This window comes from Leyella stercorea (assembly GCF_019052365.1).
GTDB lineage: Bacteria > Bacteroidota > Bacteroidia > Bacteroidales > Bacteroidaceae > Prevotella.
In genome coordinates, this window is sequence record NZ_JAHQUY010000019.1 from 25,141 (window position 1) to 44,542 (window position 19,402).

Annotated in this window: 16 protein-coding genes; 10 read left to right on the plus strand and 6 right to left on the minus strand. The window is 50.8% G+C overall.

Features of this window, described 5'->3' with window-relative positions:
* Positions 1 to 119 precede the first annotated feature (119 nt).
* From KTQ90_RS05280 to KTQ90_RS05295, 4 genes are read left to right on the plus strand one after another with little or no spacing between them, the layout of a single operon-like run.
* The gene (locus tag KTQ90_RS05280; protein ID WP_217317478.1) at positions 120 to 1,178 is read left to right on the plus strand and encodes an efflux RND transporter periplasmic adaptor subunit; all 1,059 of its coding nucleotides are present in this window, start codon (positions 120 to 122) and stop codon (positions 1,176 to 1,178) included.
* A gap of 18 nt (positions 1,179 to 1,196) precedes the next feature.
* Entirely contained in the window at positions 1,197 to 4,349 is a 3,153-nt protein-coding gene (locus KTQ90_RS05285) for an efflux RND transporter permease subunit (protein ID WP_217317479.1), read from the plus strand.
* Positions 4,350 to 4,368: 19 nt separating this feature from the next.
* Complete coding sequence (locus KTQ90_RS05290) at positions 4,369 to 4,548, plus strand: hypothetical protein (RefSeq protein ID WP_217317480.1); 180 nt, start codon at positions 4,369 to 4,371, stop codon at positions 4,546 to 4,548.
* Positions 4,549 to 4,566: 18 nt separating this feature from the next.
* Entirely contained in the window at positions 4,567 to 7,353 is a 2,787-nt protein-coding gene (locus KTQ90_RS05295) for an AAA domain-containing protein (RefSeq protein ID WP_217317481.1), read from the plus strand.
* Between the two features lie 129 nt (positions 7,354 to 7,482).
* On the opposite strand, the gene KTQ90_RS05300 is transcribed toward KTQ90_RS05295, so the two are convergent.
* From KTQ90_RS05300 to KTQ90_RS05310, 3 genes are all read right to left on the minus strand, one after another.
* On the minus strand, positions 7,483 to 9,114 hold the full coding sequence (locus KTQ90_RS05300; RefSeq protein ID WP_217317482.1) for a hypothetical protein: 1,632 nt from the start codon (positions 9,112 to 9,114) through the stop codon (positions 7,483 to 7,485).
* A 63-nt stretch (positions 9,115 to 9,177) separates the two neighbouring features.
* Positions 9,178 to 10,212 (minus strand): HlyD family secretion protein, encoded by a 1,035-nt coding sequence (locus KTQ90_RS05305; RefSeq protein WP_217317483.1) that lies wholly within the window; start codon positions 10,210 to 10,212, stop codon positions 9,178 to 9,180.
* Between the two features lie 18 nt (positions 10,213 to 10,230).
* A complete protein-coding gene (locus KTQ90_RS05310; RefSeq protein WP_217317484.1) occupies positions 10,231 to 11,541 on the minus strand; it encodes a TolC family protein in 1,311 nt (436 codons plus the stop codon).
* Between the two features lie 106 nt (positions 11,542 to 11,647).
* On the opposite strand from KTQ90_RS05310, the gene KTQ90_RS05315 reads away from it, so the two are divergent.
* From KTQ90_RS05315 to KTQ90_RS05330, 4 genes are all read left to right on the plus strand, one after another.
* On the plus strand, positions 11,648 to 12,454 hold the full coding sequence (locus tag KTQ90_RS05315) for a helix-turn-helix domain-containing protein (protein ID WP_217317485.1): 807 nt from the start codon (positions 11,648 to 11,650) through the stop codon (positions 12,452 to 12,454).
* A 212-nt stretch (positions 12,455 to 12,666) separates the two neighbouring features.
* Positions 12,667 to 14,019 (plus strand): MATE family efflux transporter, encoded by a 1,353-nt coding sequence (locus KTQ90_RS05320; RefSeq protein ID WP_217317486.1) that lies wholly within the window; start codon positions 12,667 to 12,669, stop codon positions 14,017 to 14,019.
* Between the two features lie 371 nt (positions 14,020 to 14,390).
* Positions 14,391 to 15,077, plus strand: a complete 687-nt coding sequence (locus KTQ90_RS05325; RefSeq protein ID WP_254359420.1) for a hypothetical protein — start codon at positions 14,391 to 14,393, stop codon at positions 15,075 to 15,077.
* 86 nt (positions 15,078 to 15,163) lie between these two features.
* On the plus strand, positions 15,164 to 15,691 hold the full coding sequence (locus tag KTQ90_RS05330) for a hypothetical protein (protein ID WP_217317487.1): 528 nt from the start codon (positions 15,164 to 15,166) through the stop codon (positions 15,689 to 15,691).
* A gap of 66 nt (positions 15,692 to 15,757) precedes the next feature.
* Here the strand turns inward: KTQ90_RS05330 and KTQ90_RS05335 are convergent, their stop codons facing one another.
* The 3 genes from KTQ90_RS05335 to KTQ90_RS05345 form a co-directional block, all read right to left on the minus strand.
* A complete protein-coding gene (locus KTQ90_RS05335; RefSeq protein ID WP_217317488.1) occupies positions 15,758 to 16,513 on the minus strand; it encodes a LytR/AlgR family response regulator transcription factor in 756 nt (251 codons plus the stop codon).
* A gap of 7 nt (positions 16,514 to 16,520) precedes the next feature.
* Complete coding sequence (locus KTQ90_RS05340; RefSeq protein ID WP_217317489.1) at positions 16,521 to 17,546, minus strand: sensor histidine kinase; 1,026 nt, start codon at positions 17,544 to 17,546, stop codon at positions 16,521 to 16,523.
* Positions 17,547 to 17,620: 74 nt separating this feature from the next.
* On the minus strand, positions 17,621 to 18,385 hold the full coding sequence (locus tag KTQ90_RS05345; protein ID WP_217317490.1) for an arginase family protein: 765 nt from the start codon (positions 18,383 to 18,385) through the stop codon (positions 17,621 to 17,623).
* A 148-nt stretch (positions 18,386 to 18,533) separates the two neighbouring features.
* Here KTQ90_RS05345 and KTQ90_RS05350 point away from each other — a divergent pair, with 148 nt between their 5' ends.
* The gene (locus KTQ90_RS05350) at positions 18,534 to 18,830 is read left to right on the plus strand and encodes a nucleotidyltransferase family protein (RefSeq protein WP_217317491.1); all 297 of its coding nucleotides are present in this window, start codon (positions 18,534 to 18,536) and stop codon (positions 18,828 to 18,830) included.
* On the plus strand, positions 18,808 to 19,185 hold the full coding sequence (locus tag KTQ90_RS05355; RefSeq protein ID WP_217317492.1) for a HepT-like ribonuclease domain-containing protein: 378 nt from the start codon (positions 18,808 to 18,810) through the stop codon (positions 19,183 to 19,185). The genes KTQ90_RS05350 and KTQ90_RS05355 overlap by 23 nt, the downstream gene beginning before the upstream one ends.
* Positions 19,186 to 19,402: the final 217 nt, after the last annotated feature.

Consider the following 19,402-nt stretch of genomic DNA (forward strand, 5'->3'; position numbering starts at 1 on the left):
TAGCTTTTAGTTCTGAATAGATTGATTAAATAAGGTTAACGGCGGTAAGAAAGCGAGCGCTTTTTTTTGTTGTGCATGTTGAAAATTGTAGTTTTACAACAGATTTTCAAACATATATTATGAGACGAACAGATTGTTTAATGGTATGGTTAGTGGCGTTGCTCGTTGGCTGCTCGGTGCTGACGAGCTGCTCCGAACAAAAGAAGCGGACGCGTAAAGCCGCCGTAAAGGTGGAGACCCTCACCGTAGGAGGCTCCAACGCCAGCGGCAAGACAAAAGACTACGTAGGCACTATAGAAGAGAAGACGGGGTCGACGCTTAGTTTCGAACTGGGCGGCAACATCACGAGCATACACGTGGACGAAGGCGACAGAGTGAGCAAGGGACAGGTGCTCGCCACCATCAACCCCACTACGCTCAACGAGACGCATCGCGGAGCGCTGAGCACGCTGAAGCAGGCGCAGGACGCCTACCGTCGTTTCCAGCCGCTGCACAAGGCGGGCACCATATCCGACATCAAATGGGTGGAGATAGAGAGCAAGCTGGAGCAGGCGAAAGCCGCCGAAGCCATAGCTCGCCAACAGCTCACGCACACCAGCATCAGGGCGCCCTTCAACGGGGTGGTAGCCTCGAAACAAGCCGACATGGGCACGTACGTGCTGCCGGGACAGCCGGTTCTGAAGATAGCCGACGTGAAGGCTGTGAACGCTAAGCTGTCGGTGCCGGAAGCAGAGATATCGCATCTGCACATAGGCGACAAGGTGCGTGTGAGCGTAGCCGCATTGGGCGACGCCGTGTTCTGGGGCACGATAAGCGAAAAGGGCATCGACGCCAATCCTATCTCGCACACGTACGACGTGAAGGTGGGCATAGAGAACACGGGCAGACGTCTGCTGCCGGGCATGGTGTGCAATGCGCAGGTGGCAACCCGCAATTCGGAACCGGCACAGATCGTGGTTCCGGCACGATGCATTGAGCTCGATACAGACAACACACGCTTTGTTTGGACTGTTATAAAAGGCAAAGCCCACCAGCAACACGTTGAGGTCGGTGGCTTCTACAACAACGACATAATCGTTCTTTCGGGACTCGCCGCTGGCGACGAAGTGATTGTAGGCGGACAGCAGAAGGTGTCGGAAGGCATGAGGGTATGCGCCGGCAAGAACGTTGAAAGATAAAGCGAAGGGAGGAGACACATGGAAACAAGCAAACAGGAGTCGGCCCTACGCTTTCATATAAAGCGACGCTTGACAAGGAAACCTAACCGCGTGATAAAGCGCTCGTTCATCGAGTCGGCTATGTGCAACCACAACATCGTGCTGCTGCTTGTCGGCATGCTCGTCGTGTTGGGCATGACCGGACTCGCCGTAATGCCGAAGGAGGAGATGCCGCAGTTCACGGTGCGCCAGGGCGCATGTGTGGCAGTCTACCCCGGAGCCACGTCGTCGGAAGTGGAAGAGCGGGTGGCTAAACCGCTCGAGAACTTCATCTTCGGCTACAAGGAGGTGAACAAGAAGAAGACGTACACGCAGAGCAAGGACGGCATGCTGATAGTGTTCATCGAGCTGAACGACAACGTGGAAGACCGCGACGCCTTCTGGAGCAAGTTCAAGCACGGCCTGCAGGCGTTCAAGGCGCAGCTGCCGGCAGGCGTGCTGGCGCTGCAAGCCGTAGACGACATAGCCGACACCTCTGCCCTGCTCATCACGATGGAGAGCAAGCAGAAGACATACCGCGAACTGAACACGTACATAGACGACCTGAAGGACCGCCTGCGGCGCATAGACGCGATATCGAACCTGCGCACGTACGGCTTGCAGAACGAGCAGATAAGCATATATCTCGACCAGAACAAGCTTGCCAAGTACGGCACCGGTCCGTTCAAGATTCTGAACGACCTGGCGCTGCAGGGCTTCACCGCCGTGAGCGGAAGTATAGATACGGGCAGCCTGAACATGCCTATACACGTAGACGACTCGTACAACAACGAGCGCGATGTGGCTGAACAGATTGTATACTCGGACGCCAAAGGCAACATCGTGCGACTGAAAGACATAGCACGCATCACGCGAGAATATCCGAAGCAGGACAAATACATAGAAAGCAACGGCAACAAATGTGTGCTGCTGTCGATAGAGATGCGACCGGGCAACGACATCGTGAAGATGGGCAACGACGTTCGCAAGACACTTGCCGAGTTCGAGCAGACGCTGCCCGACGATGTGCGCCTCAATACCATCACCGACCAAAGCCGGGTGGTGAGCGAGTCGGTGCTCAACTTCCTGCGCGAGCTGCTCATCTCGGTTGTCTCGGTGATTGTGGTGGTAGTGTTGCTCATGCCGCGCCGCGTTGCTGAGGTGTCGGCGCTGAGCATTCCTATCACTATCTTCTCTTCCGTAGGCGTGTTCTATCTCTTCGGCATGGAACTGAACACGGTGACGCTCGCCGCACTCATCGTGACGCTCGGCATGGTGGTGGACGACTCGGTAGTCATCATCGACAACTACATGGAGAAACTGGGGCACGGCATGTCGCGCTGGCATGCAGCCATCGCTGCCCCCCGCGAATTCTTCATGTCGGTGCTTTCTGCCACGCTGAGCATATCGCTCACCTTCTTCCCCTTCCTCATAACCATGCACGGCGATATGGGCGACTTCGTGAAGTCGTTCCCCTGGGCTATGTTCATCATCCTCAGCATCTCGCTCTCGGTGTCGATCATGCTCACGCCTTACCTGCAGTATACATTGATACATAAGGGCATCGACACCAATCCCAAGCCCGACGCGCGCAAGAAGCCTCTCGACTATCTGCAGACGGGCTACACATGGCTGCTCAATCGCTGCTTCGCACATCCGTGCGCCACGCTTGCTACGGGTGGGGCGCTGGTAGCCGCAGGCGCTGTGCTCTTCGTAAAGCAGCCGCAGCGAATGATGCCGGTAGCCGAGCGCAACCAGTTTGCCGTGGAGTTCTATCTGCCTAACGGCACGACGGCGAAGCGCACGGCGGAAGTGGCCGACTCTATGGCGCAGATACTGCAGCGCGACCCGCTCGTAACGTCTGTGACTACGTTCATCGGGCAGGGATCGCCACGCTTCCACACCACTTACGCGCCGCAGATAGGCGGACCGAACTTCGCACAGTTCATCGTGAACACCGCAAACAACGACGCAACGGAGAAAGTGCTCGACAAGTATGCCGACAGATACTCCGACTATTTCCCCGACTGCTACGTACGCTTCAAGCAGATGGACTACAACTCTGCCACCTACCCCATCGAGATAAGGGTGAGCGGCGACAGTATAGGACGTCTGAAGCAGGAGGCAAAGAAGGTGGAGGCGTGCATGCGCAGCATCGAGGGCATACATCTTGTGCGCACCAACTACGAGGCTCCGCTGCCTTGCGTAAGGATAACGCCCGACGAGACCGAGGCAAACCGACTGGGCGTGAACAAGACTATCCTTTCAGCCAATCTTGCCATACACTTCGGCGACGGTCTGCCGATGTCTACACTTTGGGAGGGCGACTATCCGGTGAAGATGGTGCTGAAGTCGGAGAACGACAGCGACCTTAACAACGAGTACATACCCGTAATGGGCGGCACAGCGAGCGTTCCGCTTCGCCAACTGGCAAAGATTGCGCCCGACTGGCAGGACGGAAGCATAGTGCGTCGCAACGGCGTGCGCACTATCTCTATCATCGGCGAGCCGATGCGCGGATACAATGCCGACAAATTGTCGGCTGAGCTTGAGGACGAGCTGCAGAAGCGCTGCCCCACTCTCACTTGGGAGATGGGCGGAATGGTGGAGAAGGACGCCGAGACATTGCCGCAGGTGATGTCGGGCGTGATGATAGCCGTGCTTGTCATCTTCTTCATCCTGCTCTTCCACTTCAAGCGCATCAGCCTGGCGCTGGTGAACCTTTCCTCAATGTCGCTCTGCATATTCGGTGCAGCCGTCGGCCTGTGCATAACGGGCTATGACGTGAGCCTTACGTGCGTGCTCGGCGTAGTGAGTCTGATGGGCATCCTTGTGCGCAACGGCATCATCATGCTCGACTATGCCGAAGAACTGCGACGCGAGAAAGGACTCTCCGTGCGCGATGCTGCTTTCCAGGCAGGCGAACGCCGCATGCGCCCAATCTTCCTCACTTCGGCTGCGGCTTCTGTAGGAGTGCTGCCGATGATGCTCGAGAACAACACGCTATGGTCGCCGATGGGCGCTGTCATCTTCTTCGGCACGCTCATCTCAATGGTGCTCATCGCCACCGTTCTGCCTATACTCTACTGGCTCGTGTTCGACAAGCACGGCAAGTACAGCTTACGCAGAAAGGCAAGCGCCGAGCATAATTAAAAAATATTGGTTAGCGTGTTTGCGTTATCTGTTTGAGAAATGCGACATAGAAGACTCTTCTGTTGTCGAATGGTCTCTGCGTGGCATCACGACTCCGTTAGGTGTGGCAAGTTACCAGTTGCAGGAGGTTTATGAACGCACATTGCTTGAAATAAAGCAGGAAGCCTCAGAAGAGAACGCTTCAGAAGATGAAAAATAAATAATAGAATGTAACAAAATGGACTTATCAAAACACTTTGTTTTACTCAATGGGGAGCCTAAGACCTTACAAATAGACACCATACAAAAAAATGGGAATACAGGTTATAGTGTGCGTTTCAAAAACAACGGACGTACATATAACTATGCCTATAGCAAAGTAACTTGGCTCAGTACTCCTGAGTGGAAAGACCCCACACAATGTAAGGTATATATAAATGGAATATTGACACAAAATATAAGAGAAATATGGCGCTTCGACAATAACGAACATAGCTATTGGAGAATTATCTTTAACAATAATTTTGTATTGGATGATGCTTCTGGAAAAATCACAGTAGCACAATCCTGCCTACAAGAAACAGCCGCAAAGGATGTCCTTACCTACATGAAAAACGTGGCAACTATCAATCCTTTAGGCAGAGATGAACAGAATCATGAGGGAACACTATCGCAGATTTATAACAGTGTAGATTTTATTGATAAAGAGACAGCAGCTGCTTGCTACCTCAACCCTGCTAACAACAAGCCTAAGAAACGTTGTCATGCCGACTTGGTTTTTCCTTTTGGATGTAATACCAGCCAAAAGATTGCTGTAGCCAATGCCTTTGAACATCAAATAAGTGTCATCCAAGGTCCTCCGGGTACGGGTAAGACACAAACCATTTTGAACATTATCGCAAACATCATTAGACAAGGTAAAACGGTGATTGTTGTCTCTAACAACAATTCTGCTACAGCAAATGTGTTTGAGAAACTGGAAAAATATGGTATTGGCTTTATAGCAGCCTCACTTGGTAACAAAGACAATAAAACTGCATTCATTGCTAATCAACCCATAATACCCACAGATCTTAATACGTGGGGGTTAGAACTCACAACCTATTTTAAAGTGATACAGCACTTACATACTACCTCGCAACACTTAGACAAGGTTTATGAATTACAGAATGAACGTGCATTACTATTGCAAGAGCAACAAACGATAGGATTGGAGTGGAAACACTTCTGTAAGAACAATGGTATTGATGAAAATATAGAATTAGAAAACCATATCAATTCAAAGCGTATCTTATCCATTTGGCTAAGTTGCCAAACATGGACAGATGATAAGTATGTAAAATATACTCACGGAATTGGCAAATTAAAAGAACAAATCAAATGGTGGTGGATGAAATGGACATGTACCAACAGACTTCATATACAAAACAAAATTGACAAGAACAATTTGGCACCACTTATCTTAGAACTTCAAACTTTATACTACAAAAATAAGATTCTGGAAATCGAGCAACGTATAGAAACAATCAATCAAGAAATGGCTTTATATGATGCAAAAGCATTGACTAATAATTTAGTCAAAGATTCCATGACACTCTTAAAATCGTCATTATACGACCATTATAAAGACCGAGAGAGAGTAGTTTTCACCGATACCAAGGATATGAAAAGACAAGGTGTGATGATGAAGAATGAATATCCTGTAATACTCAGCACCACTATGTCTGCACGTTCATGTGTATTTGCAGATGAACCATACGATTATATCATTATGGATGAAGCATCGCAAGTTTCATCAGAAACAGGAACTTTAGCTCTTACCTGCGCAAAGAATGCCGTTATTGTAGGAGATACGAAGCAATTGCCTAATGTGGAAACAGAAGAGGATAGAAAAAAGTTGCAAATCATTGCTAAACCTTATAACATATCAGATGGCTACGACTGTTCAAAGTATAGTTTTTTAGAATCAATACTAAAAGTTATACCCGATATAACAGAAACAATGCTTCGAGAACACTATCGTTGTCATCCGCGTATAATCAACTTTTGCAATCAAAAGTTTTATGGTGGCAACCTGCTTATCATGACAGAGGATAAAGGTGAAGAAAATGTATTAACAGCCATAAGAACCGTTAAGGGTAATCATGCAATTAATCATCTTAACCAGCGAGAGATAGATGTGGTGAAGAACGAACTATTACCGACCTTGAAAGATTGCAGCAGTATCGGTATTGTAACTCCATACAATAATCAAATGGACGCTTTCCGCCAACAGCTGAATGATATAAAGATCGGAACAATACACAAATACCAAGGTCGTGAAGAAGACACTATTATCATGAGCGTTGTAGACAATCAGATTTCTGAGTTTGCCGATGACGCAAAGATGTTAAATGTAGCAGTATCAAGAGCACGAAAGCATTTCTGCCTCGTTATGACCGGAAATGAGCAAGCAAAGCACCGCAACATCATGGATTTGTTGGACTATATTGCCTACAACAACTGTACTGTGACAGAAAGCAAACTGGCATCTATTTTCGACTATCTATATGACCAATATACAGAACAAAGAATAAACTTCCTCAAAAATCATCCACAAATTTCTGATTATGCGTCGGAAAATCTTACATATTCGCTGATATGCGAGGTGTTGGCATCTAATCCTGATTATAGTTGTATGAAGGTGTTGTGCCATATTCCTTTACGACAAGTTATAAAAAATACATCACTGATGTCGGCAGAAGAATTAAAATATGCTGCAAACTATAACACACATCTTGATTTTCTTATAATCAACCGTATAGGGAAGCAACCCGTACTTGCCATAGAAACAGATGGATATTCGTACCACAATGAAAAAACAATACAGCATCATCGTGATATAATGAAAGACCATATTCTATCAAAGTATGGTCTACATCTACTACGTCTCTCAACAAAAGGCAGCGGTGAACGAGAAAAGATCGTAACAGCACTGAATAAAATTGATAATATACAATCATCTAAAAATCGCCCATTGCCCTGACTTTTAGATTATGCGCTTGAAGGCGCAACGCTTCGTGAGGGAGTTATCTGTGGAAGAACAGCAATTCCACAGAACGCACGAACACACAAAACGTTGCTGCGGAGTATATTCTCCCACAGAACACGCGGTTTAGCTTTTTACCCTTTTACTTTTAAAAGTTAGTCGGCTAAGCAGTTCGATGCCATAGACCGGCCAGAGCGGCACCTTACGCACGTTTGTCCTCACGGCAGGTATGTCGAGCAGCATGAAGAGCACGGCTACACCGCCGCTTATCCACACCACGATGCCGTACACCTGCTTTATAGCTACACCCATCATGCTATGAGCATAGCCGTTCATTAAGCCGGCGAAGTCGGTTGTGGCGGGGTTGACGCTCAGCAGCGTTATGTGCTGGGCGTAGCGCGCCATGTCGTCGTTCATAAAGTGGGAGAACCACGTGGTGTATATGCCGTAGCCAGCCGCGCCGGCAAGGTACATGTGGAAGATGTTGAACACGAACAGGCCCATGAAGAACTGCTCGAGATTGGGCGACGACTCGTCGAGCGCCCACATCAGCGTGGCGGCGATAATCGAGTAGGCTGCTCCGCGGCACACTATCGGCAGACGCAGCTGCTCGATGTTCACCTGCGGGTCGATCGTGGTGTACATCAGCACGGCGTAGACGAAGATGAAGCCGAAGCCGATGGCGAAGAGTTTCCACACCTTCCACTTCAGCACCTTCAGCCACAGCAGGTCGATAGCGATGCCAATGTAGAAGCCGGGAAGCGCCCAAAGGAACAGCTCCTCCTTGGTATGCTCTTCGAGCTTCAGTACCTCAGCACAGAGTATCTCCTCCATCGTGTGTTCGCAGCCGAGCAGAAACTCGCCGATGATAACCACAACGATGATAGGCAACACGTTGCGCAGCTTTAAGATGCGTAGGTCAACATACGGATTGCTCACACGCAGCAGACGGTGTATCACGACGCCCGCAAGTATCAGGGCGCAACCTGCCACGATGCGCAGTTCGCGGCTCGCAAACCACATCTTATAGTCGCCGTAGACGAAGATGTACGACACAAGAAGCATGAGCAGACTGATGAGAAGTCCGCTACCGAAGTCGATGCCTCGCAGACTGAGTCGCTCGGGCATCGGGCAGAACGGACGGCACATCACTATCTGCACCGCCATAACGACGCACATCGTACCGACGATGAACACGTTCATCATCTGCCACGTGAAGTGATAGCCGAACCATGCCGCGAGGAAGCCACTGCCCTCGATAGAGGTGAGCAGCACGATGTGCAGCACGGGGAAGAACACGGCGAAGTCGCGCCGCGGCGTAATCCACAACTGTATGTTGCTCATGTGTTCGAAAGTGCCCTGCAGCTTAGCCATGCCCTCTATGAAGCACACCACAAGCAGCAGCGGCATATACGTAGAGCGTATGGTGATGAGGTTGCAGACGGCGATGACGATAGCCGAACCGAAGATGAGTTGCTGGTTGGTGAAGCGGAACTTCATGCGGAACAGCATGGGGAAGTAGATCGCCATGCCTGCAAGATTGGCGTAGAGCAACAGCAGCAGGTCTTCGAGCATGAAGTTGGTGGAGCCTTGTATGGCTTCCAATGCGCCGAGATACATGCCGCCAGAGAACTGGTACGCAAACACGCATATCACATATATCCACGGGCGAATGGCTTTAGGCACCCAACTGCGGAACATCGGCATCGAAAAGCACTGGCCCGCAGAAGGTGGTGGTGGAGGTGGTAATGGAAACATGTCTTTACATTATATTATAAGCTGAACTAAGCCTTTTTAAGCCTTAGCTAACTTTTTATTTTTTTACCTTTTTACTTTTACACGGCATTCCACATTATATCCTGCATGCAGCTTCGCCAGGTCTTCGGGCTTGTTGCCGTCGAGCTTTATGCGCACCGTTACGCGCTGCTCCACCTTCACGAAGTTGCCCGTAGCGTTGTCGATCGGCACGAGCGAGAACGCGCTGCCCGTAGCCTTGCTGATGCGCTCGACACATCCCTTATATACGATGCCAGGCACAGCGTCGGCAGTAATCTCCACCTCAGAACCCTCGTATATGTCGGGCAGCTGACTCTCCTTGTAGTTGGCCTCAACCCACTTGCTGTTGCTGCTCACGATGTTCACCATAGTCTGACCCGGCTGCACGAGCATTCCTTCCTCAATATCCTTTGTGCCCACCACGCCGTCGCAGGTGGCGATGATGTAGCAGTAAGAAAGATTGAGGCGAGCCAGCTCGACGGCAGCCCGTGCCAGGCGTAGCGAGCAGATAGACGCCGAGAGATGGTGGCCCTGCTCGGTCTTCACGCTGGTCTGCGTAGCGCGCGAGTGAGCCACCTGCTCGTATCTTGCCTTTGCGCTGAGATATGCCGTGTGCACGTTGTCGTACTGCTGCTGCGTAACGGCGTCGTTCTTCAGCAGAGCTTCGAAACGCTTGTCCTCGCGCTTGGCGTTCTCAAGATTCACGCGCGCCTCCTCTATGCCGGCGTTCGTCACGCGTATGCCGGCGTCGGTTGTGGCAATGGCTGATCCTGTGGCTTTCGAGCTTTCCTCCATACGAGCAAGGTCGGCCTCAGCCTGCGCCAGACGCAAGCGGAACTCGGCGTCTTCGATGACGACAAGCGTGTCGCCCTTCTTCACCTTCTGAAACTCCTCGAAACGCACCTCCTTGATGAATCCCTGCACACGCGTGTTCTGCGGCGTTATGTGCTGGCGTACGCGAGCGTTGTCGGTGAACTCGACGTTGCCGAAATGAGAGAAGTTGAGTATCACTACGATTGCTCCTACGGCAATCAGCACTATCACTACTGTGTTGTAAACGTATTTCTTTATATTTTCCATTGTTTCTGTTCAAAATTCTTAAAGCTGTCCTGCGATGTATTTCATTTTATAATAGGCGTAGGCGATGTTGATATACGCATCCGCCTCGTTGAGTTCGGCGTCGAGCTTCATGTTGCTTGCGTCGATCATATCGGTGATGAGCGCCAGCTGGTTAAGATAGCGGTTGTTCACCACCTCGTAGTTCTGCTGCGCCAGCAGCACGCTCTTCTGCTGCGTCTCAAGCTCTACGTAGCTCTGCAGATAACCCACATAAGCCGCCTGAACGCTGTTGTTGAGCTGCTCTGCCGCCACCGCCTTACGCTCCTTGGCAGCCTGCGTCTCGAGGCGCGCCTTAGCCACGCTCTTGTTGCTCTTGAAGAGCGACGAGAGGTCGTAGCGCACGCCTATGCCCACGAACCACACGTTGAGGTTCTTGTCGATGGGAGGCAGCTCGAACGTTATCGGACCGTTGAAGTTGTTCTGCGCCACAATTGCTATTTTGGGAAGCATGCAGCTACGTGCTATCTTTTCCTGCTGCTTCGCCATAAGCTCGCCCACGCCCGCCATCTGCAGCTGCGGACTGGCTGCGGCGGCTACGTCCTGCCATCTGTCTTCGCCGTCCTTGCCGAAGACGGCTGTCGCAGCGTCGTCGGTGGGCACAATGGTCTGCGTGGTGGGCAGCGAGAGCGTGTTGCAAAGCTGGTGGTTGAGGATGCGGCGTGTGTTCTGTAGCTTGGTAAGACTGAGCTTCTGCGTCTCCAGCTGCAGCTCGTAGCGCGTGATGTCGTTCTTCAGCGCCACGCCATGTTGCTGCTTTTCGCGTATGTTGGCTATAAGGCGCTCGGTGAGCACGATGTTCTTGCTGAGCACCTCCTCGCGATGCGCCACCTTCTCGAGGTCGAGATACTGCGCCAAGGCTATGAAACGCTGGTTCTGCTCGCTGAGCGCCAGCTGCAGCTGGGCCTGCTCTGCGCCCAGCTCGGCAAGTCGTACACCGGCGTCAATCGCTCCGCCGGCATAGATGGTCTGCTGCACGTCGAGCAAAAACTGGTTGCCGAAATGGGGCGTCTTGCAACCCACACCATTACCGAAGTCGCGGTCGGTGAGCAACGCATTGCCAATGTAGCTGAAGTTGAGTTGTGTGCTGATGTCGGGCAGGCGCTGGCTCTTTGCCGCCTTTACGCCCTCGCCGGCTGCCTCAACGGCTGTGCGGTCTGCCTTGATACTGCTGTTGCGTTGGTCTATCATGCGGAACATCTCGTCGATGCTCAGCCTTTGCTCGGTCTGTGCCTGAGCAGTCATAGCGAAAGCGATACTAATGAGCATCGCTGTATAAAATCTTTTTCTCATACTTGTTTTGAAATCCGCTGCAAAGTTACTCACTATTTCACAGGCTGAGGGTAATAAAATTACGCCAGAATTTGACAATTTGAGAAACAATTGCTAATTTTGCCGTATGGAACAGACATCGCTCATAAGCATCAACCGCAGCTCGTTCAGCCCCGAAGCTCACGCCATAGACCACGGCGCGATAATCTACAGCCACACGGGCTCGGCATCCGTACGCATCAACTTCGACAAATGGGAACTGAACGGCGAGAGTGTGCTCTGCTTCTTCCCCGGCGACATCATAAAATGGGAAACGATGAGCGACGACTTCGCAGCAGACGCCATACTATACAGCAGCGACACGCTGCGCTCGGCGAGTCTGAACGTGGAGCACGCCGTCTACAACACGCTGAAGGCCGACCGCCGCTGCGGCTACCCGACGCTGATAAGCGAGGTGATAAGCAGCATGTTCAGAATCTTCAGGTTCTACTTCACCGTGGAGCACTACACGCTCACCGACCGCATCGTGGCGCTGCAGCTGCAGGCGTTCTTCCTCGGGTTCTACGACTATCTGCTTGCCAATCCGCCCGCCGACCAGCGCGACAAGGGCACGCAGCGCACCGACGAGCTGTTCAATCGCTTCATGGAGCTGCTTGAGGAGGAGTTTCACGAGGGTCACGAGGTGAACTACTATGCCGAGCGCATGAACATCTCGCGCAAGTATCTGGGCATCATCGTGAGCGGCAAGACCGGATTTCCACCGAAGCACATCATCGACGAGTATATCGTGCTGCGACTGAAGCTCGCCATGCGCACCTCGAAGCGCAGTCTGAAACAGATTGCCGCCGATTTCCACTTCTCCGACCAGAGTGCCCTCACGCGCTACTTCCGCACGCATGTCGGAATATCGCCGCAGCAGTATCGATTGAAATAGAGTTTTGAGTTTTGAGTTTTGAGTTTTGAATTGTCGGCTGCGCCGATGAGGAATTATTTAATTAGGAATTTGGAATTTGCACCCCATAATTCTTAACTCAAAATTCATAAATTCAAAACTCAAAACTCAAAAACTCTCAATTCAAAATTCATAAATTCACAATGCGCGCAGCGCACAACTCAAAACTCAACATTCAAAATTCAACACTCTTTATGTCAGAAAACCTTACCAAAGACGCCATCGACCTCAGTACGCTGAGCATACCTCGCCTGTTCGGTCGCTATTTCCTGCCAACATTGTTCGGAATGATCAGCATCTCCGCTATGTGCGCCATCGACGGCATCTTCGTCGGACACGCCGTGGGAGCTAACGGCATTGGCGCCATCAATATCTGCGTGCCCATAATGATGCTGGCTACGGGTCTCGGACTGATGATGGGCGCCGGCTGCTCGGTGGTGGCATCGATACACATGGCTGAGAAGAAGCTGAAGGCGGCACGCATCAACGTGATGCAGGCGTGGATATTCACCTCTATCGTCATCCTGGCGATGATCATTCCGGTGATGCTCTTCCCTTCAGCCACGGGCAGACTGCTCGGCTCGTCGGAGGCGCTGCTGCCTCTGGTGCGCGAGTATATGCTGGGCTTCATGCCGGGCGAGCTGTTCGGCGTGTGGTGCGCCCTGCTGCTGTTCGTGATACGATTGGACGGCAATCCGCGTCTCGCCATGTGGTGCAACGTGATTGCGGCTGTAGCCAATATCGTGCTCGACTGGCTGATGATAGTACACCTCGGCTGGGGACTTGCTGGTGCTGCCGTAGCCTCAACGCTGAGCATGATGATTGGCGGACTGATTGCAGCGTGGTACATACTGTTCGCCGCGCGACAGCTGCGCCCGATACGCCTGAAGTGGAGCCGCCGATCGCTGCTCTACTCCATGCGCAACATCGGCTATCAATGCACCATCGGCATATCGGCTCTCATGGGCGAGGGCACAATGGCGGTGCTCACGCTCGTGGGCAACTACGTATTCATAACCTATATGGGCGACCCGGGCGTGGGCGCGTTCGGCATAGCGTGCTACTATACACCGTTCGTCTACATGATAGGCAACGCCGTAGCGCAGTCGGCGCAGCCCATCATCAGCTACAACTACGGCATCGGCAACGGTCACCGCGTGCGCTCCACGCTGAAGGTGGCGCTGCTCACTGCCGTGCTGTGCGGCGGAGCCGTGAGCGCAGCCTTCGTGCTGTTCCCATACCAGCTCACGGAGCTATTCGTGAGCACCGGCGAGGCTGCCTTCCCGCTCGCCGTCAAGGGCCTCCCGCTGATGGCTGTCGCCTTCGTGTTCTTCATCGTCAACCTCATGTGCATCGGCTACTTTCAGAGCGTTGAGCGCGTGCGCCCGGCAATGATGTTCGCGCTGCTGCGCGGTGCTGTCTTCCTCGTGCCCAGCTTCATACTGCTGCCGAAGATGCTCGGCGACAGCGGCATCTGGCTTGCGCTCGCCCTCTCCGAACTGCTCACCACGGCGTGCATCGTGGCGTATGCGGCGCTGCGGAGATAGTCCGCATTTCCACGCAACACACAGATATCGCCGCTTCGCACCGCATTTTTGCCGTTTCGCATAAGGAGGTGTTGTGTATAAAAACAAACGATTGTACTTTTGCAGCTTAATAATAAGTTCTCAGGCAACTTTCCTTTGAACGAACCCATAAATTGAAGCATAAAATGAAAAAGTTTGGATTTAGACATTTGATGTACGGATGGCTTGCTGTCGTAGTCTTTGCGCTGACTTCATGCGACTCTGAAAATGTGACACCGATCAATGACAAAACTCTGCCGGAGGCCATTGCCAAAGATTTCCACGAACGCTGCGATGACTACACTATCAAACGCGTTTACACAGGTCCAGAGCCTTACTTCGACAGTGGAGCAATGGAAACGTATGTCATCTCTGAGGACAACGCAGGGAATGAGTGCGTGGTTGTATACGTTGACAATGTGTGGAACCGCACCGTGCGGATGCTCTCTGACATTGACCAGTTGCCCAGCTCGGTGCGATACCAGCTGCTCACGATAAACCAGGAGGCCAGAAACGATGAATTCTGGGAGATCAAGGAAGTGACACAGGCCAGCATAAACGGGACATACTATATTCTCTGCTATCTGCAGGACACCCCCAAGCTCAAGAATCTCGTCCATACACTTGTCATCGACAGCAAAGGAACGGTGGCCAAGGCATGCACATACAGACTGAACAACGCTGAATATGTAGGTACGATTCCTGGCGATATGGAATGGATTACAGCGCACTACAAAGGCTCCGAAGTGCTTGGTTTTGTCAACGACAACGGTGATGACAACTATCTCATCATGCACGACGGCGTGTTGAAGTCCGTATACTTCAAAACGTCCCACAAGGGTACGACATGGAAAGAAACCTGTTACCCCTTGCCGAAAGGTACAACGGTACCAAGCAACGTATTGGAATCCTTACACGCTGACTACCCTGATTTCACCTATACTGAGATCTCTATTGTTGAAAACCCTAACGGAATAGTCTACCTCTTTACCGATGGAAACAGACCCGACCGTTTAGGGCATTATGTTGAAGCAAACTAATATCCACCGACAATAAACATATGATAAAATATATAATGAGAAAGATTGTATTATCACTATTTGCATTATGCTGTTTTTCGGCAGTAATGGCACAGCAGAAGACACGCAATCTGTCTGTAGAATTACTTGGTGCCCAAAATATTGTGGGCATCAACTATGACAGCCGTTTCAAGGGCAACTCGGGCTTAGGCTACCGTGTGGGCATTGGCTATGGCTATGGCAACACTTCAGGTTTGTTCGACCAGAAAATCAATGGCGTTGGTGTTCCGTTGGAGCTAAACTATCTGCTCGGAAAGAAGAACAGCAAACTGGAGCTGGGCTTCGGTGCGAGTCTTGGTGTATATCAAGTAAAGGAAACAATAGGATACGTCGAAGATACATGGTGGTATCCAGGTGGGGAGAATACAGACGAAACTTCTCCTAAAACTTATTTTTACACTTCATCAAGAACTCAATTCGGTTATTTCTTCTTCGGCGACATAGGCTACCGCTATCAGCGCCCCAACGGATTCATGTTCCGTGTAGGCGTTTCGCCGTCGTTCAACTTTGGCGACAAGTACGGACTCAGCAAGACTGCTTTCTACCCGTACATAGGCTTCGGTTGGTCATTCTAAACGAGATTAATAAAAAAGCGTGTATTCACGATGCGGAAATATGCATCATGAATACACGCTTTTTCATTATTTCTCCAACCATTTTTTAAACAATGTCGCTTTCTCCTTGCTTATTACGATATTGTCATCCTCGCAGCCTTTAAGCTTCACCATCAGTTTAGAACCGAAGTAAAAGCTGATTTTCCTGATGCCCTTAATGTTGGCGATATACTGTCGATTGAGACGGAAGAAACGAGCAGGGTCTAAAGCCTGCTCCAGGTCGTTCATGCTCATGGGCAGCGGATAGGATGTGCCGTCGACAGTAAACGCCGTGATTCGGTTGTCGCGCATATTGATGTAGCTTATGTCGTCGACACAGAGCATGCAAAGCTCGTCGCCTTTCGTGATTAGGAAACGCTCGCGGTATTGGCGTGTGTCGTTAAGCACGTCGTGCAGAGGACTCACTACGGCAGACTGTTGTGCATTGCGATTAAGCCGCAGTTTGCCGATTGCGGCACGCAGCTCGTCAGCGTCAATCGGCTTCATCAGATAGTCGAGTCCGTTGTTCTTTATCGCCTCCATTGCGTATTCGTCATAAGCCGTGGTGAAGACCACGAACGACTGTGGCATCACCTTGCGGAACGCTTCAAACACGTCACCGTCGGCAAGTCGGATGTCGGAAAAGATAAGGTCATAGTCGTTGTTGGCGGCAAGCTCCTCTGCGACCTCCGCCACACTTTTCAGCGGTCCATGCACGTCTATCGTGTCGTCAATATCCATAATGAGCCTTTTCAGACGTCTTGCGCTGAAATGGTCGTCTTCTATAATCAAAACCTTTTGCATCGTTCTTCTATTGTTTTCGTTTTATGATTGGCAGTCGCACCTCAAAGGCATCCTGGCTGGCCACGAACTCAGGCTCTGCCTCGCCCTCCAGGCGGTAGCGTTGCTTCAAGTTGCTGATGCCTATGCCGTAAGACTCTACACTTTGGTCGTTGTTGTGGTTGGCGTATATGCGATTGTTCTTTATGACGAGCATGTCGCCCTGGCGACCAAGAGACACATGAAGCTCGATGCCGCTCTGCGGGCAGTTATGCTTCACGGCATTCTCGATGATAAGCTGCAGACTCAGCGAGAGGATGCATTCGTCGCGATCGCCGTGCAAATCGTCGGCGTGCAAGACGATGGCGTTGTCGTAGCGCATGTTGAGCAGGCCGATGTACGACTTGATGAAGTCGGTGCCGTCGGCAAGGGTTATATACTCCTTGTCGATATGCTGAAGTATGTAGCGGTAGATATGTGAGAGTTTCACGACATAGTCCTCAGCCATCTTCGGGTCCTCCCCTATCATTCCGGCAAGCGAGCTAAGACTGTTGAACACGAAATGTGGGTCTAATTGCATCATTAAGTATCGCTTCTGTAAGGCGAGGTTCTCCTTGCCTTTCAGAACAATCATGTTGGAGAAGTGCATCGAAAGGTGGATGAGTGCTACAAGACTCGCTATCAGTCCGAATAGAAAAGACGTTCCCCATATATCCTGCATCATAAGCTTAGGTGCTACAAGGCTCAGCAGCAGTTCGCAGCCACCAGCAATAAGCAGATTGAAGCCCAACACCACCAGTCCGTTCTGCACGAACACACGGTGGGTCTGCCCTTCGCGCCAAAAGCGCCGCTGTCTGAACAGCCATCGGTTGAGATACAAACTCGAAAGCGAGAACAAACCGCAGAGTGCAAAGTCGACAAGCAACTCAGGATACAGTCCGTTTACCGACTGTAGGAAGTCGGGCAGGTCTACCAATATCCAGATGATATCGTACAGGAAGAAGAAGATAAGCGAGTAGACAAGCCACTCAAGAAGAGAGTTCTTGAATCTATGCATAACGAGAAGACTCTGAATTATAGTGTTTTTATTGATACCGGTATCACTTTCCGCCCCCCAAACGCAGCATTTTTCTATCCGCAGTCGTGCTGGCAAATCATCCGCATCAGCTCCTCGTTGGCGCGGTTGTCTACAGCTGCGCTCTTCAGTTCGGAGAGATAGTCGAGAGAGGCGGAGCACTCGCCCGTGATGTCTACACCGATCACTTGCTCGTGAGCGTAGATGATGCGCAGCACCGCCTGCAGCTGCAAGAGAGTCATATCGCCGTTGCTCCAGTCGGTAACGGCATCCTGCTTTCTGAGCACGTCCTTGTCGATGGAGATATACACCGGCTCGTGAATCAGACAGCCAGCCTTGGAAGGCCACGCACGATGGTGGTCGATCTCCGACTGACTGTAGAACACGACCTTCTCTCTAAGCGCATCGGGAATCTGCGCTATCAGTTCGTCGGACGCACCGACGACGATGATGTTGCGCACGAACGGGTTGTTGCGAAGCACGTCCGCCACCCATCCGCCGCAAGACACGACACCCTCCCACTGCGGCTGCTGCATATCGGGATGGTGGTCGAACACTATCAACGAGAACGGCTCGCAGAGACGCGACACCCAATACTCCGTGAGATAATGGAAATCGCCCGAATCGATGAAGTGCAGCGCCTTGGCAGGATAAGGCGCCAGTCGGCGGCGCAGCTCCGCCCTCGCCTCCTCGTCGCAATAGCAGTCGACACCGCAGATGTCGCGGCAGTCGACGTGCGTGATGTAGGGGCTCGAAGCAAACGCCTCGTAGTCGTACACGCCCGTAAAGTTGAGAAGTATAATCGGTTGTTTTGTTATCATAGTTGCAAAGGTAGGTATTTTTTGAGAAGAAGAGCGAACAGGCTCAAGAATTAAACAACTTTATATATGTCTTAGCCATCGGATTTTTTCAGTTTCCTTTGCCATTTCGCAGAAAATACCTATTTTTGTAACATCTAAACGTTTTAATATGAAAACAACTCAAGAGTACATATCGTTAATCGGTTCGCATGCCGAAGAACTGAAAACAATGTTCGGCATAAGATCGTTGCGCATCTTCGGTTCTGTATCTCGGAATGAACACAAGGAAGGTAGCGATGTGGACGTGTGTGTAGACATGGAACCCAAAGCCTTCTTGGTAGTTCGACTGAAGCGTTTTCTGGAGAATCTGCTGCAATGCTCTGTAGACGTTATCAGAATGCACAAGCATATAAATCCGTATTTACTTGAAGAAATAAACAAAGATGGAATTTACGTTATCCAGTAGAACGCGCGGTTTATTAATACAAATACGAGAGGCTATATTTCAGCTAAAAGACTGGAATAAAGGCATTCATTGTTCTGACGATTATTATTGTTCACCTGACGGCATGAAGAATCTTGCTGCCAGCTGTATGCTGATTGAGGCTATCGGAGAGGGCATAAAACAGGTTGACAAAGCTACAGAGGGCAAATTGCTGATTAAACGCCCAGAAATTCCGTGGAAAGATGTCATTGGCATCCGCAACCATATCGCTCACGGCTATTTCGATATTGATGGCGAAATGGTGCTTGATGTCGTGAAAAACGATTTGGACACTTTGCTTGCAGCTATAGAGTTTTTTATAAACAAATCGGCATAACGACAAATCAGCTGGAAGATAAGCGGCTTCGGCTGGGAGATAGGCTGGGAGATTCGCCCCGTTTGCGGAGAATCTACCAGCCTATCCTATTACTCTGTATCAACAAGTTAGGGGCGCAAAAGCCCCAAAACTGGCAGATGGGAGATAAAAACACGAACTTTTAACCCAAATCGGTCATTAGAAAATGACAAGAAGCTTTTTCTAATGACCGCCATTA